The 25,941-nt window shown below is 68.5% G+C and carries 7 protein-coding genes; 1 reads left to right on the top strand and 6 read right to left on the bottom strand.

The genetic code is table 11. The features are described from left to right. Positions 1–8 precede the first annotated feature (8 nt). The 4 genes from ASF04_RS08995 to ASF04_RS08980 are packed head-to-tail and all read right to left on the bottom strand — an operon-like array spanning position 9 to position 10,616. Entirely contained in the window at positions 9–6,107 is a 6,099-nt protein-coding gene (locus ASF04_RS08995) for a non-ribosomal peptide synthetase (protein ID WP_056140237.1), read from the bottom strand. Between the two features lie 39 nt (positions 6,108–6,146). Further along, positions 6,147–8,585, bottom strand: coding sequence for an ABC transporter permease (locus ASF04_RS08990; RefSeq protein ID WP_056140234.1), 2,439 nt, complete (start codon positions 8,583–8,585; stop codon positions 6,147–6,149). 28 nt (positions 8,586–8,613) lie between these two features. Beyond that, a complete protein-coding gene (locus ASF04_RS08985; protein ID WP_056140231.1) occupies positions 8,614–9,315 on the bottom strand; it encodes an ABC transporter ATP-binding protein in 702 nt (233 codons plus the stop codon). Positions 9,316–9,332: 17 nt separating this feature from the next. Further along, the gene (locus ASF04_RS08980) at positions 9,333–10,616 is read right to left on the bottom strand and encodes an efflux RND transporter periplasmic adaptor subunit (RefSeq protein WP_162241431.1); all 1,284 of its coding nucleotides are present in this window, start codon (positions 10,614–10,616) and stop codon (positions 9,333–9,335) included. Between the two features lie 259 nt (positions 10,617–10,875). Between ASF04_RS08980 and ASF04_RS08975 the strand changes: the two genes are divergently transcribed. After that, positions 10,876–14,205: a condensation domain-containing protein gene (locus tag ASF04_RS08975; RefSeq protein ID WP_056140225.1), complete on the top strand. Its 3,330-nt coding sequence runs from the start codon at positions 10,876–10,878 to the stop codon at positions 14,203–14,205. 150 nt (positions 14,206–14,355) lie between these two features. Here ASF04_RS08975 and ASF04_RS08970 read toward each other — a convergent pair whose 3' ends face one another. Both ASF04_RS08970 and ASF04_RS08965 read right to left on the bottom strand, forming a co-directional pair. After that, positions 14,356–25,185 (bottom strand): non-ribosomal peptide synthetase, encoded by a 10,830-nt coding sequence (locus ASF04_RS08970; protein WP_255360906.1) that lies wholly within the window; start codon positions 25,183–25,185, stop codon positions 14,356–14,358. Between the two features lie 34 nt (positions 25,186–25,219). Further along, positions 25,220–25,941 (bottom strand): condensation domain-containing protein (locus ASF04_RS08965; RefSeq protein ID WP_229204982.1); only part of this gene is annotated, 722 nt, incomplete at both ends.

Here is a 25,941-nt window from a genome sequence, read left to right as displayed (position 1 = left end):
TCCGGCTCCTAGAGAGTGTTGACGACAAATCGGTTTTTGAGGCCCATGACCCGGTCCCGCGCGCCGGCGTCGAGCCGTTGCCGCGCGGCGGCCAGCGTGAGGCCCGGGTCGTCCAGCAGCAGCGCCACCAGGCGCTGGTAGCGGCGCGACAGCGCCACCACGCGTTCGGCGGCATAACTGGCGCTGTCGTAGCGCCAGGCCAGCACGTACCCGTCCGCGCGTTCGACCACGGCCAGGCCGATCGCGCCCGCGCCTGCCACCTGTTCCATCCCTCCCCCACCGGCGGGCTGGAACAGGAACTGGCACTGCGCGGAGCGGCCGGGTCGGCCGTAATCGGCGCCGCCCTCCTGCAGCGAGACCGGCAGCCCGGCCGCCAAGCCCGATGCCAGCAGTGCGGCATGATCGCGGTCGAGCCAGGGCGCCAGCGCGACCGCCGCCTCGCGCACGGTGGCGTGCTCCGCCAGCACGCAGGGCAGCACGGCGCCATGCGCCAGCGGCCGTTGTGCGCCCGCCCTGGCGTCCAGCGCCAGCGGCAAACCGGCATCGAGCGTGGCAGCCGACAGGCAAACAGACGGCGACTTCAGTTCCAGCGCCATCAGCATGGCGTAGGCGCCGCCGAGCAGCGCCTCGATGCCGTGCGGCGCTGCCGCCCCTGGCAAGGCCGCCGGCAGTGCCGCTGGTAACGCCAGCCGCAGTTCGGCGCGCCCGCCATCGAGGATGGCGTCCCACCCCGGCTGGCGCGTGGCGGGCAAGGCCAGGCTGTCGAGCAGCGCGGCCTGGCGGCCGATCGCCGCCAGCGCGGCGCCCGGCAGTTCGCGGTCGATGCCGCCGCCGATGGCCAGCGGCAGCGTGCCGGTGACGATCACCACGTCGGGCAGATGACAGGCAGGCAGCAGCGCCTGCAACGTGGCGCCGAGTTCTGCCACGAAGTCCTGGCGCGCCGCACCGGTGCGGGGGGTAGCGACACGCGCCACCAGCCACGCCGCCGGGCCGGCGCCCACGATATCGAGCGCCACGCCAGCCACGCCGTCGACCGTGCCGATGTGCTGTTCCAGCTCGGACAGCGGCAGCGCCAGGCCGCGCGGCGGCATGAACCGGCTGGCGGCCGCCTCGCGGTACCGGCCATCGTGGCCCAGGCGCAGCCGCGCGGCGCCGGGCGCCGGACTTCCCGCCACGCCGGGTGCACAAGCATGGCCATATGCGTCCAGCAGCGGCAGGTCGCTGCCAGCTGTGGCGGCGCCCAACGCCACGGGGCGCCCCGGCACTACCGGTTCCGCAGCCAGGAACGGCGCATGCGGCAAACCGAACGATTGCACGACCGTGGTCCGTGCGGCCCATTGCCACGCCAGCCAGCTGGCGCAGGTGGCGCCGGTGACATGGATCGCGGCCGGCGCCGGTCCAGCCGGCGCCAGTCCGGCCAGCAAACCGGGGGTGAGCGTGGCCACCAGTCCGTCCACAGCGGCCGGCATGGCGTCCTCGATCAGCAGGCTGGCGCCCAGCGCCAGTCCCAGCAGCCATTCGAGCGGCGCATAGTGCAGGGTTTGCGGCAGGATCAGCAGCTTGCTGCCGGCCCCCAGGCCCAGGCTCGCGGCCTGCGCCTCCAGGTGGCGCCAGACCTGCGCCGCATCAGCGATGCCGATCGCCTGCTGCGCAGCGGCGTCCGGCTCCGCGCAGCAGGCGGCCAGCAACGCGCTGTCGGCGAGATCCGGGACCGGCAGGTCGCCGCCGGCCGGCGCCAGGGCGTAGGCGGCGCCGCACCGCAGTATCGCCAGCAGGACCACCACCAGTCCGGCGCCGTGCGCCATGCGCACCGGCACCACGGCGCCCGGTCCGGTGCCGCGCTGCGCCAGCAGGTCGGCCAGGCGCGCCACGCGGGCTTCCAGGCCGGCATAGGAGAGCGTGCCGTCACGGTGCTTCACGGCCACGGCGTCGGGCCGCTGGCGCACCTGCTGCGCGTAGCGTTCGAGCGGGTCCCGGGTCGGTTCGGCTGCTGGCTGCGGCAAGCGTGGCGGCACGGCGCGCGCCGGCAACGCCACATCGAGCAGCGCCGCTTCCGGCGCCTGCGCGGCGCGCTCGAGCAGCAGCGCGATGGCGTCGCCCAGCCAGGCGATGGTGGCGGCATCGAACAGATCGTGCTGGTATTCCCACAGCAGTTCCAGGCGCTGATCGAGTTCGGTAGCGTTCAGCGACAGGTCGAAGTGCACCATGCGCTCGTCCTGGTCGCGCCGCGCCAGCGGCGCCAGCTCCAGCGACTGCATGGCGGGATACGCTGCGGTCTGGCTCTGCAACACGAACCAGGCCTGGAACACCGGCTGATACCCGGGATCGCGGCGCAACGCCAGTTCCGACACCAGCGCGTCGAACGGGAACTGCTGCGCCTCCAGCGCGCCCAGGACCATGCCCCGCGCCGCCCCGACCAGGCTGGCGAAACTGGCGTCGCGCCCGATGCGGTTGCGCAAGGCGACGCTGTTCATGAAGAAGCCGACCAGCGGCTCGGCGGCGGCTACCGTGCGGCCGGCCACCGGCGTGCCGGTCACGATATCGTCGCTGCCGCTCCAGCGGCCCAGCAGCGCCGCATACACGGTCTGCAAACCCATGAACAGGGTGGCGCCCTGGCTGGCGCAGACGGTCTTGAAGCGCGCCAGCAGGTCGGCATCGATCACCGTGCGCAGCGCACGGCCCACGCCGCGCTGGACGGCGGGACGCGGATGGTCGAGCGGCAGCGCGTGCAGGCGCGGAGCGCCCTCGAGCGCACGCTGCCAGTGGGCGCGCAGCGCATCGAGCGTGGCGCCGTCGAGGCAGCGCCGCTGCCATTGGGCGAAGTCGGCATATTGCAGCGACAGTTCCGGCAGCACCAGCTCGGCGCCGTGGGCGTAGTGGTCGTACAGGCGGGCGAATTCTTCGAGGATCAGGTTGACCGACCAGCCGTCTACCGACACGTGATGCAGACTGATCTGCAGCTGGTGCAGTCCGGCGCCCAGGCGCGCCAGCGTGAAGCGCACCGGGATGTCGGCATCGAGCCGGAACGGCACGGCGCGGTCGGCGGCAAATGCGGCGCGCGCCGCAGCGGCCGCCTGCAGCGGCGCCAGGTGGCTGAAATCGAGCTGGCGCACCGCGGCCGGCCGGGCTTCGGTAATGTGCTGGAAGAGCTGGCCGTTTTCCTCCCTCAGGATGGTCCGCAGTACCTCGTGGCGCGCCAGCAGCTGGCCCAGCGCCTGCCCGCACGCGGCCGTGTCGAGCGCACCGCGCAGTTCGAACGCGAGCGGCAGGTTGTATTCGGCATCGGCCGGATCGGCGCTGTACAGGAACCAGAACCGCTGCTGCCCCGGGGAGGCCGGCAGCGGCTGGTCGCGGGAACAGCGTTCCAGCTGCGGCAGGGCCGGCGCGGTCCGGGTTTCGGCGATGCGCAGCGCCAGTTGCGCCACGGTCGGCGCTTCGAACAGCGCCTTGAGCGGCAGATCGACGCCCAGCGTATTGCGCACCAGGATCAGCAGCCGGAAGACCAGCAGGGAGTGGCCGCCGAGGGCGAAGAAGTCGTCATCCACGCCCACCCGGGCCTGGCCGAGCAATTTCTGGAAATGGCCGCACAGCACCCGTTCGGTATCGTTGCGCGGCGCAGCGTACCGGCCGGACTGCAGGTCGCCGCCATCGAGCGCCGGCAACCGCTTGCGGTCGGTCTTGCCGTTCAGCGTGAGCGGCAACTGCGGCAGGAACACGTACATGTGCGGCACCATGTGCGCCGGCAGCGTAGCCGCGAGCTGCTTTTTCAGCGCCTCGCGCGCGGCCGGATGGTCGGCGCCGGGTGCCGGCACGACATACGCCACCAGGCATTGCTCGCCCGGATCCTGTGCCCCTTCGCGTTCCTGGCGCACCGCCACGGCCGCAACTTCCACGATGTCGATCGCGTTCAGGCGCGCCTCGATTTCACCGAGTTCGATGCGGAAGCCGCGCAGCTTGACCTGGTCGTCGCGGCGCCCGATGAATTCGAGCTCGCCGTCCGCGCTCCAGCGCACGAAGTCGCCGGTACGGTATACCAGCGCGGCGCCGTCCGTTGCGAGAGGATCGGCGACGAACCGTTCGGCGGTCAGTTCGGGCCGGCCGATATAGCCGGTGGCCAGCTGCCGGCCGCCGATGTGCAATTCGCCTGCGACACCGGCGGGCGCCAGGGCGCCGTCGGCATCGAGCACGCAGAGCCGGGTGCCGGCCAGCGGGCGGCCGATGCGCGGCGCGCCGGCGCCGGTACGGGGCACGCAGGCGATGGTGGCGTAGGTGGTGTACTCGGAAGGGCCGTACAGGTTGTACACGGTCGCTACGCCGGCATGGGCATACACCTGGTCCACCAGCTTGCGGTGCAGTGGTTCGCCGGCCAGGCACACGGTGAGCACGGAAGCGGGAATGCCGCCATTGCGGACCAGCTCCGCCATGGCCGACGGCACACTGTTGATCAGCGAGACATCGGGCTGCGGGTCCTGGGCCAGCTCCAGCAGGCTGTCCACCAGCACCGCGCGGGCGCTGTTCACCAGCGGCAGGAAGATTTCGAAAATCGACAGGTCGAAACAGACCGAGGTGGCGCACAGCACGCTGCGCACTTCCTCCGCGCTGAACTGCGCGCTGGCCCATTGCAGGAAGCCGCACGCGGCGCCATGGGCGATGCGGACACCTTTCGGTACGCCGGTGGAACCGGAGGTATAGATCACATAGGCCAGGGAATCGGCGTCCAGGCCGGCGTGCGCCGCCGTGATATCGGCAACGCTCTCGCCGTCCTGCGCCGCGCCGGGCACGATCACCTGGCGCATGCCGCCGGCCACGCGGCCCGCGCTGGACGCATCGGCGATGACGATGGCGGCGCCCGCATCGGCAAGCATGAAGTCGAGCCGCGCGGCGGGATACACGGGGTCCAGCGGCAAATAGGCGCAGCCTGCCTTGAGTACCGCCAGCATGGCAACGATCAAGGCGGGGGTGCGCTGCATGCAGATGCCCACCACGGCGCCGGCCTGCCCGCGTTGCGCCAGCAGATGGTGCGCCAGGCGATTGGCCCTGCGGTTCAGTTCCGCGTAGCTGACCGTCTCGCCGCGCCATAGCACCGCCGTGCGGTCGGGGTGCATCGCTGCGGCACGTTCCACCAGCTGGTGCAGCCATGCCGCATCCGGCGCCGCGCCGGCGCCGCCGTCGCCCCAGGCCAGCAGGCGTGCCCGTTCGGCTCCGGCCACCAGTTCGATGCGGTGCAGCGGCGTACCCGCCGCCATGGCGCTGGCCAGTTGGCCGAGCACCGCCGCCAGGTGCGCCAGCAGGCCCTGTGCGGCCGCCGCGTTCCAGTGCCCGGCCGCATACTGGAATTCCAGCGTGAGCGTGCCGGCCGCGCTGTCGTCGGCGACGATCAGTACCCCCTTCAGGCCCAGCGCCGCCAGCGCCGACAACGAGCACAATTCAATGCCGGGCGTGCCAGCCGGCCGGCCGGCACGGTCGAATACCAGCACCGTGTCGAATGTGTGGACGCGGTCCGCGAACCTGTTATGGTCGGTGTAGCCGGGGTAGCCATACTCGCTGTTGCGCTCCCGCGCCGCCGCCAGGTCGGCGGCGAGCGCGCACAAGGCGCTCGCCGGCGGCAGTGTGACGGCGACCGGGTGCAGGTTGACAACCAGCCCCTTCATGTCCGCAATCCCGCTCAGCCCCAGCGAACGGCTGGACGTGGCGGCAAAATAGCCGGCCCGGACAACGCCCGTGTAGCGCGACAACAACCAGGACCAGGCCAGGCCGGTCACCGCCTCGGCGGCGCTGTCGCTGCCCAGCGCGCGCAGGTCGGACGCCACCTGCGGCGGCAGCGCCAGGCGCGCGGTGCCGGTACTGGTGGCGTCGTCACCGCCGCCAAATGGCGCGGCCAGCGCGGTGGCCGCGAAGCTGTCGCCGAGCTGGCGCCGCCACCAGGCGTCCTGGCGCCGCGCCTTGCGCTGGAAGTACTGGACCAGCGCATCGTTGCAGTCGTCCAGTTCATCGCACAGGTCGTCGGGCAGCCGCTTGGCCGGGTCGAGCACCAGCAGTTTGCCATTGAGCGCACCGATGCTGACGCCGGCGGCCTTGACGCGGGATACGAGCAGTTCCAGGTCCATTTCCACTCCTGATAGATTGCAGACGGTTGCGGCCACGGGTTACTCCTGGTGCAGGCGCTGGGCGGGGTTCATATTGGCCACGCGCCAGGTATGGACCGACACCGTCAGCAACGCCAGGCCGACCGTGGTCACCACCGCCACTGCGAACGCGGTAAAGCCCATGGTCACGTGCTGCGGGAAGCGATTGAGCACCTGCGCCAGGAACAGCACGGCCAGCGGCACCGCAATGGCCAGCGCCAGCATGATGGGCTTGGAGAAGTCCCACAGCATCAGCTTGACGATGTCGCCAACCGAAGCGCCCAGCACCTTGCGCATCACGATTTCCTTGCTGCGGCGTTCGGCCACGAATTGGGCGATGGCATACAGTCCGAAACAGGCGATCGAAATGGCCAGCAGCGCAAACATGGCAAACACGCTGACGATGCGGTCGAAGGCGCTGCGCTGCATGGCGTAGATATCGGTGATCGGGAAGCGGTTGAGCGGACGGGAAGGCAGCATCCGGGCCCAGGTCTGGTCGATATGGGCCAGGGCATCGACGGTGCCGCCGGCCTTGACCTTCACGATCAGCGCGTTGATGCGATTGGAATTGACCAGTATATCGAGGTTCAGCGCGCGGTAGCCGCCGGCCGCGTGGACGTCTTCGGTCACGCCCACCACTTCCACCTCGGTGCGGTTGAACACCAGTTTCTGGGCGATGGCGTCGCGTGGATCGGTGTAGCCCAGCTTGCGGGCGCCGGAGCGGGTCAGGATGGCGGCGCCGCCGGTCCTGGTCAGGAGGTCGCCGGCCATGTCACGCGAGAAGGCGCGTCCGGCCACCAGCTTGATGTCCATCACCTTGAGATAGTCGGCATCGACCTGGTTGCCGTTCATGCTCACCCGTTCGCCCGGCTGCTGGTTCGGCTTGCGCACGTTGAAATTGCCGGCCTTGATACGCGGCGCGAAGCTGCCGGTGACACCGGCGATCTCGGGCTCGCGCAGCAGCTCGACGCGCATGGTCTCGAAGTTTTCCTGCACGTCTTCCATAAAGCGGAAGGTGGATGAATCGGCCCGCATCGGGGTTAGCATCCAGGTCTGGTCCTGGCGATAGCCGAGGTCCAGGTTTTTCAACAGGTCCACCTGGGCGCTACCGGCCATGGTAATGATAATCAGCATGGTGGCCAGCGTGAACTGCACCACGATCAAGCCCTGGCGCAGGCGGTTTTTCGGCCGTCCGGCGCCCTGCTCGCCCTTGAGCGCCTGGGTCACCGGAATCCGCGACAGCACCAGCGACGGATACAGGCCCGCCAGCACCGTGGTGGCCAGCACCAGCACCGCCACGCCGGCGCCGAACTGCAGGTCCCAGATTTGCGCCAGGCTGAAGTCGCGGTCGAGCAGGTTGCCCAGCAGCGGCAGCAGCAGCCGTGCCAGCCCATAGGCCAGCGCCGTGGCGATCAGCACCAGCGCCAGGGTCTCCGCCATGAGCTGGGTGAGCAGCTGCGAGTAATACGCGCCGACTGTTTTGCGGATGCCGATCTCCCTGGTGCGCTGGCTCATGCGCGCCGTGGTCAGGTTGATGAAATTGATGCAGGCCGTGGCCAGTATCAGCACGCCGAGGATGATGGCGCCGTACACGAATACCATGTGGCTGCCGCGCGAGGGTGCCGGCTCGTCGCTGCCGGGGTTGAGGTGGATGTCGGTCAACGCCTGCAGGCCGACCTTGAACGGAAACACCTGCAGCACCTCGCCGGCGTTGCGGGCCAGGAAGCCGTCGAGCTGCTGGCGGATCGGCGCGATGGCGGCGCCCGGTTTGAGCTTGATGTAGCCATACGCCGATTCCACCGGCTCCCAGCTCAGCAACTGCTCGGCAGCTTCAGGGCCCATCAGCGGCTCCACCGAATTCATGGAAATGACGATGCCCAGGTCGAAGTGGGTATTGGGCGGCACGTCCTCGATCACGCCGGTCACTTTCAGCTCGCCCCGGTCTTCCACCGGCAGGGTCTTGCCGACCGGGTCGGCGTCGCCGAAGTATTTTTTGGCCATGGTGCGCGTCAGTACCACCGACAGCGGCTGCTGCATGGCCGTCTGCGCCGTGCCGGAGACGAACGGCAGGTCGAACACCTGGAAAAAGTCGGGATCGACGAAGTACACGTTTTCCGCAAAGACCTCGTGCTGCCGTTTGAAGGAGAGCATATTGCCCTGCATGCGCGCATAGGCGTCGACCGCGCTGGCGTAATCGAGCTTGAGTTGCGGCGTGGCCGGCATCACGGTGCCGGCCAGCGCCACCGGGTGGTCCTGGCCGGGCAGCTTGATCTCGGTTCCCAACCGGTAGATCTGGCCGGAATCGCTGAAGTGGCGGTCGAAGCCCAGTTCGTACTTGACCACCATGGAAATCAGGATGCAGCAGGCCATGCCCACCGTCAGTCCCAGGATGTTAATCGCCGAAAAGAGCGGATTCTTGACCAGGCTCCGTAGCGACAGCAGATAGTATTCTCGTAACATGGCATTCCTCTTAGGTGGGCGCTGCGGCTCAGGCGGCGGCCTGCAGGGCTGGCGCCTGCGCGGTCGCCGGAACGGCCACGCATTTGCCATCGAGCAGGGTGATCACGCGGTTGCCGTAAGTTGCGTGTTCGGGCGAGTGGGTCACCATCACGATGGTGGTGCCGGCGGCATTGAGCGCGGTCAGCAGCTGCATGACCTCCTCGCCGTTGGTGGAGTCGAGGTTGCCGGTCGGTTCATCGGCGAACAGGATCGGCGGATTGCCCACGGTGGCGCGGGCGATCGCCACGCGCTGCTGCTGGCCGCCCGACAGCTGCTTGGGAAAGTGGTTGGCGCGTCCGGCCAGATTCAGGCGTTCGAGCGCGCTGGCGGCGCGCACCTTGCGCTCCCTGGCGGCGATGCCGTGGTATTGCAGCGCCAGTTCGACGTTTTCCGCCACCGTCAGGTCGTCCAGCAGGTTGAAGCTCTGGAACACGAAGCCCACGTTCTTGCGCAGGTCGGCGCGCTGGCGTTCGTTGTAGCCCGCCACCTCCTGCCCCATGAAGCGGTAATTGCCGGCGCTGGGGGCGTCGAGCAGGCCGAGGATGCTGAGCAGCGTCGACTTGCCGCAGCCGGACGGTCCCATAATCGAGACGAATTCGCCCTGCTCGATGTGCAGGTCGATCTGGTCGAGCGCCGTGGTTTCCACCGTATCGGTGCGATGAAATTTGGAAAGCGATTCTAAGGTTAACATGGGTGACTCCCTGGTTGTCAGTGTTTGATTGCGACTTCCTGCGCGTTCATGAAATTGGCGTAACTGGAGATGAGCACGCGTTCGCCCTCCTTCAGCCCCCCCTTGATTTCAATTACATCCGCATTGCTGCGGCCACTCTGGATCTCACGCCGCACCGCCTTGCTGGCCTGCGCGTCGGTGACGAACACCCATTGCCCGCCGGTGTCCTGGAACGCCGAACCGCGCTTGAGCAGCAGGCTGTTGGTGCTGGCCCCCAGTTCCAGCTGCGCCGGAATGCGCAGGCCGGGCCGGGCCGACGGCGGCGCCTTGTCCACGAACGCCAGGCTGACGATGAATTTGCCCGCCGTGACCTGCGGGTAGACCTTGTCGATCACCATGGTGTGCTCCTTGCCTTCGAGCGTGTACTGGGCTTTCTGCCCCACTTCCACCCGCGAGATATAGAACTCGTCGATTTCGGCCTTAAGGCGGAACGCGTCCACGTTGTCGACCTGGCCAATGCGCTGGCCACTGGTAATGATCTGTCCCACTTCGGCCTTGAAGGACGTCAGCAGGCCCGTGATCGGGCTGCGCAGCAGCAGACTGTCGAGCGTGTTGCTGATGATCCGCGCATCGGACTTGAGGCGCGATTCGCTCTCGGCCAGCTGCGCCATCTTCGGCTCGCGTATGGCTTTTTCGTCGGCGATGGCCTTGTCGAGCAGCTTGCGCTGTCCCTCCTGATAGTGCAGCTCGTCCACCAGCACTTCCATCGCGCTGGACGAGACCATCTTGCGGTCGTACAGCGCGCGGGTACGCTCGATCGAGTGTTCCAGCTTGGTGATCGAGTAATTGGTGTCGTTGAGCTTCTGGCGCATGTTGAGCAGGTTCTGGTCGAGCTGGAGCCGCACCGAGCTGTTGGTGTTGAGCTGTTCGGCGATCTGCGCCTCCTGCGACGACACCTGCAGCTGGAACGCCACGTTCTTCAGCCGCACCAGCACGTCCCCGGCCTTGACGCTGTTGCCCTCTTCGACCAGCACCTCGGCCACGCTGCCGCCCTGTACCGCATCGACAAACACGGTTTTCACCGGCTCCACCGTGGCGCGCACCGGGATCAGGTCGAGGAACATGCCGCGCTCCACCTTGGCCAACTGGATTTGTTCGAGCTGCACCTGCGCGCTGTGCGTCGCGGTGGCCGAATACGATGCCGCGAACAGCGACACCAGCAGCGCCGCGCCGCCCGCCACCATGGCGATACGGCGCGCCGGCCAGCGTCTGGTCTCGATCTGGCGGTCCATCCTGACTGCGTGCGTAGTATTGGTCTTCATGCGTCCGGCCTTCATCGTGATCACCACCAGGGCAGGCTTGCCGCAGCGGCGGGGACATACCCCATACAGATGGCAACCATTAAACGCCAGTCCCGCCCCTGGCAACACTGTCAAGCTTGACAGCGTTGCGCGCCCTCCCCTGTCAAGGTCTACAGGTCGGCCCGGAAGCGCTTGACGCTGGCCTTCCGGATGCGATCAACTACGTTCACTCGTGCGTCATCCGGGGTACAACAACACTTACGTTCAAAGGGAAATCAACATGTCAGTCGTCGAAATTTTCGAAACGCTTAAACAAAATCAAATGTCCATCGGCCTGGCGGACGGCAAGTTGCGGGTGGCCGATCCCGCACAGAAACTGACGCCGGAACTGCGCGAGCAAATCCGCGCCAGCAAGGATGAACTGATGCGCATCCTGGGACGGGGCGACACGGCCTGCGTGTCCGACTTCCCGTATGCCACGCTGACCGCCGGCGAGTTTGCCGAGGTGCGGCAAGCGTTCCCCGACCTGCAGGATCTGTATGTCGCGACCGCACTGCAGAAGGGCATGTTCTTCCACGAGACTTTTGCCGGCCGCGAAACCTGCTACACGCGCCAGATCTATTTCGATCTGAGCGGACAGGTCGACATCGACGCCATGGCCCGCGCCTGGGAGCACGTGATCGCACGCCACGCCATCTTCCGCACCGCCTTCGTCGGCTTCGGCGCCGGCGAGATCCACCAGGTGGTGGCGCGCCAGTCCGACATCGCCGTCACCGTCATCGACCGCAGCGGCGACGACGCCGGCGCGGACCAACAAGCCTGGCTGGCGGGGCTGCGCGAGGAGGAACGCGCCACCCGCTTCGATTACGGCAAGCCGGCGCTGATGCGCATCAACCTGATCAAGCTGTCGGACCAGCGCAGCCACCTGCTGTGCACCTACCACCACGTGCTGCTGGACGGCTGGTCGATCCCGCTGCTGATCGATGAAGTCAACCAGAGCTACCAGGCCCTGGCGGCGGGCCGCGCACCGGAACTGCCGGCTTCCGTGCCGTTCGCCCGCTACATCGGCTGGTTGTCGGCACAGGACGACAGCGCGGTACAGCGCTATTGGAGCAGCTACCTGGACGGCCACGTGGCGCCGCACCGTCCGCGGTTCGCCGCCGCGCACGACGCCGCAGCGCGCGGCGGCGTCGTACCGGTCGCCGTCGACGCCACCCTGGGCCGGCGCCTGGCCGATTACTGCGCCAGCCGCCACTGCACCATGAACGCGCTGCTCAACCTGGCATGGACGTACACGCTCGGACGCCAGCTCGATCTCGACGACGTTGTGATCGGCTCGGTCGGCTCGGTGCGCCCGCCGGACATTCCGCAGGTGGACCGCATGCTGGGCCTGATGGTGAACACGGTGCCGGTGCGGGTCAGGTTCGACGCTGGCCTGACCGTGGGCGACGCGCTGGCGGCGCTGGCCCGCGACGGCGCCGAGAGCACCGAGTTCCGCCACGTGGCGCTGGACAAGCTGCAGGCGGCGCTGGGCTTTTCCAGCAAGCTGCCGCTGTTCGACACGGCAGTGGTATTCCAGAACTACCCCGACCACGGCAAGCGCGATGGCGACACCCTGACGGCCGGTATCACTATGGCCAACAGCGGCTACGAGGAAGACAATAATTTCGCCATGGTCGTAAGCGGTTCGCTGTACGGTGACCGCCTGCTGCTGAACATCGGCCACGACGAACGCGTGGCGTCCGCCACCGCCCGCGCGCTGGCTAACCGCCTGCTGCAAACCCTCGAACGCCTGGCTGCGGCCGCGCCCGAGACCACGCTGCTGACGCTCGACGGCGAACAGCAGGCAGTGGCGCCGGACGCCAGCCTGACAGCCGGCGCCAGGTTACCCACGGTGGCCGACTGGATCGACGCCCAAGCCGAGCGCCAGCCACGCGCGACCGCCCTCACCTACGATTTTGCCAGCCTCACTTACCGGCAGCTGGTAGAGCAGTCGAACAAGTTGGCCAATTTCCTGATCATTGCCGGGGTGCGCCACAACGACAAGGTGGCCATCCTGCTGGACCGCTCAATCGACCTGTCGGTGACCATGCTGGCCGTCGCTAAAACCGGCGGCGCCTACGTGCTGCTGGAGGCGAAGGAGCCCGATGAACGGATCGCCGGCAAGCTGGCCGCCGCCGCCGTCAGCTACGTCGTCACCGACAGCGACAACGCGGGCCGCTTCGAGGGCGCCGCCGCCAAGTCCATCATCCTCGACAACGCGCGGGTGGCCAAGGACGTGTCGCGCAGCGCGACCACCAGGCCGGTGCCGCTGAGCAGTGCCAGCAGCGGAGGCCCCGCGCTGGCCTACCTGCACTTCGTCTCGGGTCCCGACGGCGCCGTGCAGCCCGTCGCCGTACAACACCAGACCTTGTCCGCGCTGGTGGCGTGGCACAACGCGCGCGCCATCCCGGATACGGAGCGGCGGGTACTGTGCGCCAGCCCGGTGCTGCTCGAACGCGCCTCCCTGGAACTGTTTGCCGCGCTCGCATCCGGCGCCGAAGCCCAGCTGGCCAACGACGCGCTCGACCTGTGCATCAACTTCTCGCTGGCGCCCACCACCCTGGTGGCCGGCGCCGAAGACCTGGCCCGCCTGTTGTCCCGCAAGTACGACTTCGCAGGCGTGCGCAGTGTTACCCTGTTCGACAGTGCACCGCGGGTGGAGGACCTGCGCCGCCTGTTAAAGGCCGATGGCATCGAATGGATCGACTTGTACCTGGCCTATGCCGGCCATGCCAGCGTCGCCGGCGTGCACCGCATCACGCGCGACAATCTCGATTCGGCGCCGGTCTTCGCGGCAGTGCCGGGCGTCGCCACCCTGCACATCGTCGATCGCCTGGGCCGGGTGCAGGCGCCAGGCGCCTTGGGCGAACTGCATGTGGCGGGCCGCGCAGGCGTGTACCGCACCGGCGACCGCGCCCGCTTCGGCGACGACAACCAGCTGCGCATCGAGCGCGCCAGCGCCGACCACGTGGACCTGGCCGGCCACCGCGTGCACTACGGCGAAATCGAATCCCACCTGGGCCGCCTGGAAGGGATCGGCGCCTGCGCCGTGCTGGTACGCGACGACGGCGACGGACCGCGCTTGGTCGCGTACCTGGTAATGGACAACCTGTTCATCGGCAGCGCCAACCACTATGCCGACGACGAAGAGCATTTCCTCGAGGTTCACCGCTGCAAAAAATACCTGCTCGGCAAGCTGCCCGCCGTACTGGTACCGGACACCTATGTGTTCATGGAGCAGTTGCCGCGCCTGGCCAATGGCAGCGTGGACAAGGAGGTCCTGCCCAGCCCCGAGCAGGTGAACCACGAGCGCCGCCAGTTCGTGGCTCCGGCCAATGCCATCGAAAAGGCGCTGCTGGTGCTGTGGGAAGGCTCGTTCCTGATCAACGACATCAGCTGCGCCGATGATTACTTCGAACTGGGCGGCTCGTCGATGTTGCAGGTCCGGCTCGGAGCACGCATCAACAAAGACTTCAAGACCGCCATCCCGCTCACGGAACTGTTCAGCGACCGCACCTCGATCATTTCGCAGGCAGCGATGATCCAGGCGGCCATCGACGCCGGCTGACCCTCTCCTCCTCGCCGCATCCCCCCGGATGCGGCATTTGACAACGCCCGGCAACGGGCGTTCTTTTTTGGCCCGGCAGCCGCAGGCAAAAAAATTGCCGCCCGAAGGCGGCAATCGTAACCTGGCCGGGAACCCCGGCGCGGCCCGCGCCTACAGTCCCCCGATCAGGTCCATCAGGTCCGCCTCGCTGCGCAGCATGCGCGACCCCGCCGCCTTGCCCGGGACCGCAGCTGCCGGCGGCAGCGGCAGGTCGAACAGGCTGGCGCTCTGGCCGCGCGCCACCGCTTGCAGCAGCGCCAGGTAATGGTCCGCCAGGCGGCCGATGCCGGCCGCGTCGAACAGGCCGGTGCGGTAGGACAGGTGGCCGCTGACGATCTCGCCCTGCTCCTGCAGGCTGACCGCCAGGTCGGCCTTGGCGCTGACGACGTGCGGCGCGATCTGGCTCACCGCCACGCCGCCGAAAGCCAGCTCGGCGCCCGGCATGCTGTGATAGGCATACATCACCTGGAACAGCGGATCGTGCGCCATCGTGCGCTTCGGCGCGGCGATATCGATCAGGTGGTCCACCGGCACGTCGGCGTGGTCGAATGCGCCCAGCATGCTGTCCTTGACCTGGGCCAGCAGGCAGCCGAAGGCCGCCTCGCCATCGATACGGCTGCGGATCGGCAGGGTATTGACGAACATGCCGATCACCGGCTCCAGTTCCGAGCGCACCCGGTTGGCCGAGACCACGCCGACCACCAGGTCGTCCTGGTTGCTGTATTGCCACAACTGCACCTTCAGCACGGCCAGCATCAGCATCGGCAGCGTGGCCTGGTGCGCGGCCGCCAGCTGCCGCAGCGCGGCAGACAGGCCTGCATCCACGGTGAAGGCCAGCATGGCCCCCCGGTTGTCCTGCACCGGCGGACGCGCGCGGTCGAGCGGGAGGTGCAGCAATTGCGGCGCCTGCGCCAGCCGGTCACGCCAGTAGGCGACCTGGCGCCGGTAGCGCGGCGTCTCCGCGCACTGGCGCTGCCAGTGCGCATAGTCGTGGTACTGCAATGCCAGCGGCGAAAGCGACGCCGGGGCCGCGTACAGCGCGGTCAGCTCGCCCATGAGCACGCCGATCGACCAGCCGTCGAACACGGCATGGTGCACGTTGAGCAGCAAGACATGCTCGTCGCCGGCCAGGCGCAGCAGGCGGGCCCGCAGCAGCGGCCCCTGTTCGAGGTCGAACGGCGTGGCCACGTTAGCGTCGATCCGGTCCGCCACCTGCGCCTCCGTCACATCTTCCACGGCCATGCGCAGCTCCGCCGCGCCGAACACGATGCGCCGCGCCTCGTGCTCATGCACCGGCACCGGGAAGCGCGCCCGCAGCACCTGGTGCCGTTGCAGCACGGCGTTGAACGCCCGCTCCAGCGCCGCATGGTCGAGCGCACCGCGCAGGCGGAATGCGAACGGCATGTTGTACTCGATGTCGCCGCCATGCTTGAACTGGCTGATGAACAGCAGCCCTTCCTGCGCGAACGACGGCCGCTCCGCCCCGTGCGGCGCCGGCGCCAGCGCGGGCAACTGCTCCGCACCGTCCTGGCCCCGGTTGCCGCCGCGCTCCAGCTGGATCGCCAGCTGGCGCAGCGTGGGATGGGAAAACACATCGCGGATCTGCAGGCCGGCCTGGTAGAGGGCATTGAGCCGGCTGGTCACTTGCAGGACCAGCAACGAGTGGCCGCCCAGGTCGAAGAAGCTGTCCTGGGCGCCGATCAGGCGGCCGTCCATACCGAGCACCTCGGCCCATACCGCCGCCACGGCGCGCTCGGCGTCGTTGGCGGGGCGTTCGATGTCGGTGGCCGCTTCGCGCCGCCACTCGGGGGCGGGCAAGGCCTTGCGATCGAGCTTGCCGTTGAGGGTGAGCGGGAAGCGCTCGAGCACCACGTAGCAGCTCGGCACCATGTACGGCGCCAGGGTGGCGCTCGCGATCCGGCGGAAAAGTTCCGGGCGCGGATCGCGTTTCAGTTCGCCCTCCGCCAGGATCAGGTACGCGGTCAGGAAGGCGTCGCCGCCGGCACGCTGGGTCAGCACCACTGCTGCCTGGTTCACTTCCGCATGGCTTTCCAGCACCGCCTCGATCTCGCCGCATTCGATGCGGAAGCCGCGCAGCTTGACCTGGAAATCCTGGCGGCCCAGGTATTCGAGCTTGTCGTCCGCATTCCAGCGCACCAGGTCACCGGTGCGGTACAGCCGCGCTGCGGCATCGAAGGGACTGACGATAAAGCGCTCGGCCGTCAGGTCGGGACGGTTCCAGTAGCCGCGCGCCAGGCCGCTGCCGCCGATATACAGCTCACCCACGCCGCCGGCAGGCACCAGGTTGCGGTGCTCGTCGAGCACATACACGCCGGTGTTGGCGAGCGGACGTCCCAGGGCGATGGCGCCGGCATCGGCCGGCACCCTTTCCACGGTGGACCAGATGGTGGTTTCGGTGGGTCCGTAGACGTTCCACACCGAGCCGACCCGCGCCTGCAGCTCGCGGTTCAGCGCCGCCGGCCAGGCCTCGCCGCCGCACAGCGCGGCCATGGCCGGCGCGCCCTGCCAGCCGCCGTCAAGCAGCAACCGCCAGGTGGAAGGCGTGGCCTGCATCATGGTGATGCGATGGCGTGCAATCAGGTCCTGCAGCGCGGCGCTGTCGCGCGCCGCCGCCGCGCTGGCGATATGGAGCTGCGCGCCCCGGATCAGGGGCAGGAACAGTTCCAGGCCGGCGATATCGAAACTGATCGAAGTCACCGCCAGCAGCCGGTCGCGCACGCCCAGTCCCGGTTCCCGCGCCATCGACAGCAGCAGGTTGCACAGGGCGCGGTGCTCGATGCAGACGCCTTTCGGGTTACCGGTCGAGCCGGACGTGTAGATCACGTAGGCCAGCTGGCCGGCGTGGCCCGGCGCGGCGGCGTGGTTGGCGCCGCTGCACACCGCCAGCGCGGCCTGCACCCCTGTCTCCAGCGGGCACACGGTGCGCAGGCCCAAATGCGCCATTGCCGGTGCGAAGGCGGCTTCGGTCACCACCACGCTTACCTGGGCGTCGGCCAGCATGTAGGCCAGGCGCGCCTGCGGATAGTCGGGATCGAGCGGCACGTATGCCGCTCCCGCCTTGGCGATGGCCAGCATCGCCACGACCATGGCGGCGGAGCGGGTCATGCTCAGGCCCACCAGCGCATCCTGCTCCACGCCCTGGCGGCGCAGGTAATGGGACAGGCGGTTGGCGCGTTCGTTGAGCTGCGCATAGGTCAGCGTGGTGACGCCGTCGCTGACGGCCAGCGCGCCCGGCGTGCGCACCACCTGTTGCTGGAACAGGCCGTGCAGGGTGGTGTCCGGATACGCTTCGGCGGTGCCGTAGCCGGCGGTCAGCAAGTGCTGGCGTTCCTGCACCGTGAGCAGCGCCAGTTCGCCGATGCGCGCCTCGCTGTTGGCGACGATGGCGTCGAGCAGCACTTCGAAATTGGCGGCCATGCGGGCGACGGTGCCGGCGCCGAACAGGTCGACATTGTAGTGCCAGTCGAGCTCCAGGCCGTCGGGCGATTCGCCCATGGCCAGCTCGATGTCGTACTTGATGGCGCGGTGCGGGGCCTCCTCGTGGGTCAGCCGCAGGCCGTCCATTGCCACCGTGTGTCGTTCATTGTTGTGCAGCGTGAGCAGGATCTGGAACAGCGGGCTGTGACCGAGGCTGCGCTCGGGCTGCAACCGTTCGACCAGCATTTCGAACGGTACTTCCTGGTGCTCGTAGGCGGCCAGTATCATCTGCTTGTTGCGCTCGAGCAGTTCGCGGAAAGTGGGATCGCCCGACAGATCGCTGCGCAGCACGAGGTTGTTGACAAACAGGCCGATCAGCGGCGCCACGTCGGCATGGTTGCGGCCGGCAATCGGCGTGCCACACACGATGTCGGTCTGATTGCTGTACCGCTGCAGCAGGATGCTGAAGGCGGTCTGCATGAACATGAACAGCGTCACCTGCTCGCGCTGGCAGTACCGCTTGATCTGCGCCAGCAGCGCGGCGCCGGCCGGGTGGCTGCGGGTGGCGCCATGGAAGCGCTGGGTGGCGGGACGGGGACGGTCGAGCGGCAGGCTGTGCGACACCGGCAGACCGGCCAGCTGGCCGGTCCAGTAGTCGAGCTGGCGCTGCAGCAGCGGCCCTTGCAGGCGCCCGCGCTGCCACTGCGCATAATCGGCATACTGGACTGGCAGCGGCGGCAGCGACGCCTGCCGGCCGGTGCGCAGCGCGTTGTACAGCGCGTTGAGTTCGGCCAGCAGGATGCCGAGCGACCAGCCGTCCGCCGCGATGTGGTGGCGGTTGAGCTGAACGTGATAGCGTTCATCTGCCAGGCGGCATATCTGCGCCCGCAACATGGTGTCGCGGGACAGGTCGAACGGCGCCGCCGCGTCGTGCTGGCACAGGGCCGCCAGGGCCTGGCGCTGGCGCGCCGGTTCCAGGCCACGCAGGTCATGTTCGGCCAAGTCCAGGCGGACCTCGGCGTGGATGCGCTGGTAAGGCTGGCCGTCGGCGCCCGCTTCCAGCGTGGTGCGCAGCACTTCGTGGCGCGCAACGATGGCCTGCAGCGCCTGGCGCAGCGCCGGCACATCTACCGGGCCTTCGAGTTCGAACGGCAATGGCAGGTTGTACTCGCTGCTGCCCTGCCCCAGCTGGTCGATGAACCACATGCGCTGCTGGGCAAAGGACGCAGGCAGCATGCCGGCCCGGTCGCAGCGCGGAATCGCGGCGCCGTCGGGGTCCTGTTCCAGCACCGCCAGCGCGGCGGACAGGCCGGCGATGGTGGGGTGTTCGAACAGTGCGCGCAACGGCAGTTCCACCTGCAGGCGCTCGCCGATCCGGTTCACCAGGCGGGTGGCCAGCAGCGAATGGCCGCCCAGCGCGAAGAAGTTATCATGGATGCCCACCCGTTCGCGTTTGAGCACGCCGGCCCACAACGCCGCCAGCACCTCTTCCGGCGCCGTGCGCGGCGCCGCGTAGGCGGTTTCGGCGTCTTCGGGAACGGGCGCCGGCAGCGCCTTGCGATTGACCTTGCCGTTCGGCGTGAGCGGCAACGCGTCCAGTACGACATAGCTGGTCGGCTGCATGTAGTCGGGCAGTTTCACGCCGAGGAACCGGCGCAGCACCGCAGCTTTCGGAGCTTCGCCATGGGCCACGATATAGGCGACCAGGCATTTTTCGCGCGCGCCGTCGGCGCGGACGACAACCACGGCCTCCTGCACCTGGGCGTGCTGCCCCAGCAGCGATTCTATGTGACCGAGCTCGATGCGGAAGCCGCGCAGCTTGACCTGGGTATCGGCCCGGCCAAGGCACTCGACCATGCCATTGGGCAGATAGCGGCCCAGGTCGCCGGTGCGGTACAGGCGGTCGTGGACCGCGCTGCAGAAGGGGTTGGGCAGGAAGCGCTGCGCCGTGAGCTCGGGGTCGCCCCGGTAGCCGCGCGCCATGTGGCCGCTGCGCATATACACTTCGCCGTGCTCGCCGATCCCGGCCTGGCGGCCCGCCGCATTGAGCACCAGCAGCTGTACGCCCGGAATGCCCCGGCCCAGTGGAATCACTTCGCGGCTCGCTTCCGCCGGGGTCTCGCGGTCGACTTCGTAGTAGCTGACCGAGCGCTGGGTTTCCGTCGAACCGTAATAGTTCACCACCTTCATCGACGGCGCCAGCGCGCGCAGGCGCATCACGTCGCGCCGCGTCAGCACGTCGCCCACCAGGAAGACATAGCGCAGGTCGTCCAGCACCAGTCCCGCCGGCGCCTCGCTCAGCACCTGGGCCATGGCGGGCGTCAGGTGCGCCACCGTTACCCGCTCGCGCGCCATCCACTGCGCCAGCCGTTCCGGGGCGATCTGTTCCGGATCGGGAATGTGCAGCGTGGCGCCCAGGCACAGCGTGGTGAAGATGTCGCGCTGCAGCGGATCGTGCGCCAGGCCCGACAGCATCGAGTAGCGGTCTTCGGCGTTCAGGCCGAAGTGGCCTCCGAGCCACGGCAGGAAATGGCTGAGCGGGCCATGCCGGCCTTCCACCGCCTTCGGCTTGCCGGTCGAGCCGGAGGTAAAGGCCAGCAACGCCAGGTCGTCGGCGCCGACGGACACCGGCGTCGCGCTGCGGCCATGGTAGTCGTCGAGCTGCGCCGCGGCGGCGTCGCCGACATCGAGGCGTACCGCGATCGCAGCCAGCAGCGCCGCCTTGTCGTCCGCAACCGGGGCGGCGGAAGCGTTGATGAACGCTTGCGGCGATCCGGCTTCCAGGCAGGCCGCCAGGTGCGCGCACGGATACACGGGATCGAGCATCATGAATGCGGCGCCGGCCTTGAGCACGCCCAGCACCGCCGCGACCACCATCGGACCACGGACGGCGTGGATGGCGACGACGTCGCCGCGGACGATTCCGTGCGCCTGCAGATAGCAGGCGATACGTTCGCTGCGTTCGTGCAGCTCGCCGTAGCTCCAGTTGCCGTCATGCGCCACGATGGCCGTGGCATGCGGACGGTCCAGGCAGCGCTGCCCGATCATCTCGTGCACGGCGCCCACCCAGCCGGTATCGAGCGCGGCAGATGGATCGGGGAGCACGGCGCGCGCCTCGACGGTCAGCAGGCCGTAGCTGTCGATGCAGGCGTCGGGTGCTGCGGCGATCTGCTCGAGCAGCAAGGCGTACTGCCGCAGCAGTTCGGCCATGCGGGCGGCGTCGAACAGTCCCCGGTTGTACACCAGGTTCAGATCCAGCCCCTCCGGCTTGTCCTGGGCGTACAGCGTCAACTCGAACTTGGCGTCGAACTGCATCGCGGCGGCATCCTGGTCGTCGAGTTCCTCGCAGCGCAAGGTCTCCAGCTGCGTCATCTCATCAGGCAGGTTGAGCATGTTGAAGAATACCTGGAACAGCGGATTGCGGCTCAGGTCGCGCTGCAACGGCAAGGCGTCGACGATGCGCTCGAACGGCACATCGCCGTTTTCATACGCTTCCAGCACGTTCTGGCGCATCGCGGTCAGCAGTTGGCGGAAGCTCGGCTGGTTGCTGGTGTCGGCGCGCAGCACCAGGGTGTTGAGGAACAAGCCGATCAGGCCTTCGAGCTCGCGGCGGTGGCGATTCACAGCCGGGGTGCCGATCAACACGTCGGACTCGCCGCTGTAGCGCGACATCAGCAGCGCGAACGCCGAAAGCAGCGTCATGAACAGGCTGGCGCCGCTGTCCAGGCTCACCGCCCGCAGCCGCTGCGCCAGGTCCGGCGGCAGCAGCAGCCGTTCGGCGGCGCCTTCGAAGCGCTGCACGGCGGGACGAGGGCGGTCGGTGGGCAGGTTGAGCAGCTCGGGCGCCCGGTCGAGCTTGCGCACCCAGAAGGCCAGTTGCCGCTCCAGCGCCGCCTGCTGCTCGGAATCGCGCTGCCAGCAGGCGTAATCCGCGTACTGCAGGGGCAGCGCGGCCAGCGGCGATGCCCGGCCCTGCGCCATGGCGTCGTAAAGGCGCAGCCACTCGTCCACCAGCACGCCGACCGACCAGCCATCGGAAATGATGTGGTGGACCGCGAGCATCAGCACAAACTCCTCTTCGTCCACGCGCAACAGTTCCGCCTTGAGCAGCGCGCCGCTGGCCAGGTTGAACACGAAGCCGGCATTGGCCTGGAGCCGCGCACCGATTTCGTCCCTGGCGGCAGCCGCAAGCGGCAACGCAATCTCCAGCCGGGGGGCGATGCGCAGGCACGGTTCGCCGCTGTCGTCGACCACGAAATTGGTGCGCAGGATTTCATGGCGCGCTACCATCTGCTGCAGGCACTCGGCCATCAGGCTCGGCTCGACCTTGCCCACGAGGCGCAACGCCGCCGCCACATTGTAGGTGGCGCTCGGGCCTTCCAGGGTTTGCAGGAACCACAGGCGTTCCTGGGCGTGCGACAGTGGCAGCCGGCGATCCCGGCCAGCCGGGACGATCGCCCGCGCATGGGCGGCGCCATCGGGCGCCGGCAGGATGCGGGCCAGTTCGGCCACCGTCGGCGCTTCGAACAGCGCCCGCAGTCCCATCGCCACGCCCAGCGCGGCGCGAACCCGGCTGGCCAGCTGGATCGCCAGCAGCGAATGGCCGCCCAGGGCGAAGAAATTATCGTGGCGTCCGACAGGACTGGTGGTTTTCAGCAGTTCGCCCCAGATCGCGGCGAGCAGGGTTTCCAGTTCGCCCTGCGGCGGCACGTAGCGGTTGCGCACTCCTTCCGCATCGGTTTCCGGCAGCGCCTTGCGATCGAGCTTGCCGTTGGCCGACAGCGGCAGGCTGTCGAGCCGCACGTAGACGGCCGGGATCATGAAGGCCGGCAGCGTGACGGCCAGGTGGGGTTCCGGCAGCGCCTTGCGATCGAGCTTGCCGTTGGCCGACAGCGGCAGGCTGTCGAGCCGCACGTAGACGGCCGGGATCATGAAGGCCGGCAGCGTGACGGCCAGGTGGGTGCGCAGGTCCTCCACGTCCGCTTCGGCGGCGCCACGCGCCACGTAATAGCCGACCAGGCGCGCACCCAGGTCGTCCTGGCGCGCCACCACTACCGCCTCGGCSACGCCGGGGTGGCTGGCCAGGCGGGCTTCGATCTCGCCCAGTTCGATGCGCAGCCCGTTTACTTTCACCTGGAAGTCGTTGCGGCCCAGGTATTCGATGGCGCCGTCGTTCAGGTACCGCGCCAGGTCGCCGGTCCGGTACATGCGGCCACCGGCCACGAACGGATCGACGACAAAGCGCTCGGCGGTCAGCTGCGGCAGGTTCAAATAACCGCGCGCCACGCCAACACCGGCGATATGCAGCTCGCCGGCCACGCCGCGCGGCACCGGTGCGCCGTGGGCGTCGAGGATGTACATGCGCACGTTGGCGATCGGGTGGCCGATCGGCACGATGCCGGGGTGGGCGACATCGTCGCAGCGCCAGAAGGTCGCTTCGATCGCCGCCTCGGTCGGGCCGTACAGGTTGTGCAGCGCCACGTGCGGCATCGCTTCGCGTACCCTCTGCTGCAGCGCATACGGCAGCGCTTCGCCGCTGCACATCAGGCGCCGCAGCGACCGCGTGTCGCCGATGTCCTGGGCCATGAATACCTGCAGCATCGACGGCACGAAGTGGATGGTGGTGATGCCCGCCTGCGCAATCAGGCGCGCCAGGTAGTGCGGATCGCGGTGGCCGCCGGGGCGCGCCATCACCAGCTGCGCGCCGGTCGTCAGCGGCCAGAAGAATTCCCACACCGAGACGTCGAAGCTGTACGGCGTCTTTTGCAGCACGCGCTCGTCCGCCGTCATGCCGTAGTGCGCCTGGCCCCACAGCAGGCGGTTGACCACGCCGGCATGTTCGTTCATCACCCCTTTCGGCATGCCGGTGGAACCGGATGTGTAGATCACATACGCCAGGTTGGCCGCACCCCGACTGTTCGCCTGGCGCGCCAGGTTGGCCGTTGGCAGCGCGTTCCACGGCGCGTCTGCCATCGACAGGTCCAGCACGGGCAGCGCCGGCGATGCTTCCTGCACCGCATCGTGCCAGGCGCCGCCTGCACTGGTCCCGGTCAGCAGGGCCACCGGCGCGCTGTCGCGCAACATATGGGCCAGTCGCTCCTGCGGGTAATCGGGATCCAGCGGCACGTACGCGCCGCCGGATTTGAGCACGGCCAGCAAGGCCACCACCATGTGGGCGCCGCGTTCGAGGCACAGGGCCACGCGGTCGTCCGGCTGCACACCGAGCGCGCGCAGGTGGCCCGCCAGCTGGTTGGCGCGGGCATTGAGTTCGGCATAGCTCCACTGGCCGTCTTCCCAGGACAGCGCAATGGCTTGCGGCGTGCGCGCGGCCTGCTCTTCGAACAGTTCGTGGATGCAGCGGTCTAGCGGATAGTCGGCCTGCGTGGCATTGAGGCCGTCCACGATGGCAGCACGTTCGCGTGTTTGCAGCAGCGGCAGGCGATCGACAGCGACGCTGTCATCGGCCACCATCGCTTCGAGCAGCGTATGCCAGTAGCCGAGGTAGCGGGTGATGGTGGCGGCGTCGAACAGCGCGGTGGCGTATTCCAGACCGCCTTCGATGCGGTCGCCCTTGTCTTCGAGCCCCAGGCTCAGGTCGAACTTGGCGGTGCCGCCCTGCGGCAGCGGCAGCACGGCGGTCTCCAGCCCGGCCAGCGCCGGCACGGCCTGCGCCTCGCCCTGCCACACGAACATGGCCTGGAACAGCGGGCTGTGGGCCAGGCTACGTACCGGGCGCACCAGTTCCACCACCTGTTCGAACGGGATGTCGACGTTTTGCTGCGCCGTCAGCGTGCTGTGTCTGACCTGCGCCAGCAGGTCCGCCACCGTTGGCGCACCTTGCACGTTCACTCGCAGCGCCAGGGTGTTGACGAAGAAGCCGATCATGTTTTCCAGCTCGCCCCGCGAACGGTTGGCGTGCGGCGTACCGATCACCACTTCGTCCTGGCCCGACAGGCGCGCCAGCAGCGTGGCCCAGCTGGCCAGCAGGGTCATGAACAGCGTGGTGCCGTGGCGCTGCGACAGCGCTTTCAGGCGCGCGGTCAGGCCGGCGTCGAGCGCATACGGCAAATACGCACCGGCGTAATCCTGGCGCGCGGGACGCGCACGGTCGGCCGGCAGTTCCAGCAGCGCCGGTGCACCCGCCAGGTGGCGCTGCCAGTACTCGCCTTGTGCGGTGATCTGCTCGCGCAGCGCGGTGCGCTGCCAGGCTGCGTAATCGGCATACTGCACCGGCAGCGGCGCCAGCGGATCGTCGCTGCCGGCGCAGTAGGCGGTGTACAGGGCGCCCAGTTCACGCGCCAGCACGCCCATCGACCAGCCGTCGGAGACAATATGGTGCTGGGTAACGAGCAGCACRTGGCGCTCGTCGGCCAGGCGCACCAGGCAGGCGCGCACCAGCGGACCGCTGGCGAGGTCRAACGGGGCGCCGGCTTCGTGGGCTGCCAGGCGCTGTAATTCGAGATCCGGCTGCGCCACAGCACGTAAGTCATGCTCGGTCAGCACGCAGCCGCTGTCCGCTGCGGCGATGCGCTGGAANGGCTGCCAGGCGCTGTAATTCGAGATCCGGCTGCGCCACAGCACGTAAGTCATGCTCGGTCAGCACGCAGCCGCTGTCCGCTGCGGCGATGCGCTGGAATGGCTGGCCATTTTCCTCTGCAAAGGTGGTGCGCAGCGCTTCGTGGCGCGCCACGATCCGGTCCAGCGCTGCCGACAGCGCGTCGCGCTGCAGCGGACCATCGAGCACCAGCCCGTACGGCAGGTTGTAGGTGGCGCTGTTGCCATCCATCTGTTCCAGGAACCACAGGCGCTGCTGGGCGAACGACAACGCGGTGCGCTCCGCCCCGCTGGCCGGGGCGATCGCTTGCACGGCGTTGCCCTTGTCGCTCGCCGGCGCTGCAGCCAGTGCGCGCGCCAGGTCGCTCAGCACCGGGTGCGCGAACACCGCATCGAGCGCGATAGCGCGCTTCAATTGCTGGCGCAGCCGCGAGACCATCTGCACCGCCAGCAGCGAGTGGCCGCCCAGGGCAAAGAAATTGGCGTGGCGGCCGACCGGACCACACTTGAGCAGCTCGGCCCAGATGTCGGCCAGTGCGGTTTCGAACACGCCTTGCGGCGCGGCGTCGCCGCCCTCTCCTGCCTGCGCATCGGGTTCCGGCAGCGCCTTGCGATCGAGCTTGCCGTTGGCCGACAGCGGCAGGCTGTCGAGCCGCACGTAGACGGCCGGGATCATGAAGGCCGGCAGCGTGACGGCCAGGTGGG

It is taken from the genome of Duganella sp. Leaf61 (assembly GCF_001421905.1).
GTDB lineage: Bacteria > Pseudomonadota > Gammaproteobacteria > Burkholderiales > Burkholderiaceae_D > Rugamonas > Rugamonas zoogloeoides.
Note: the sequence above shows the minus strand (reverse complement) of the source record. Positions and strands in the feature narration are given on the sequence as shown.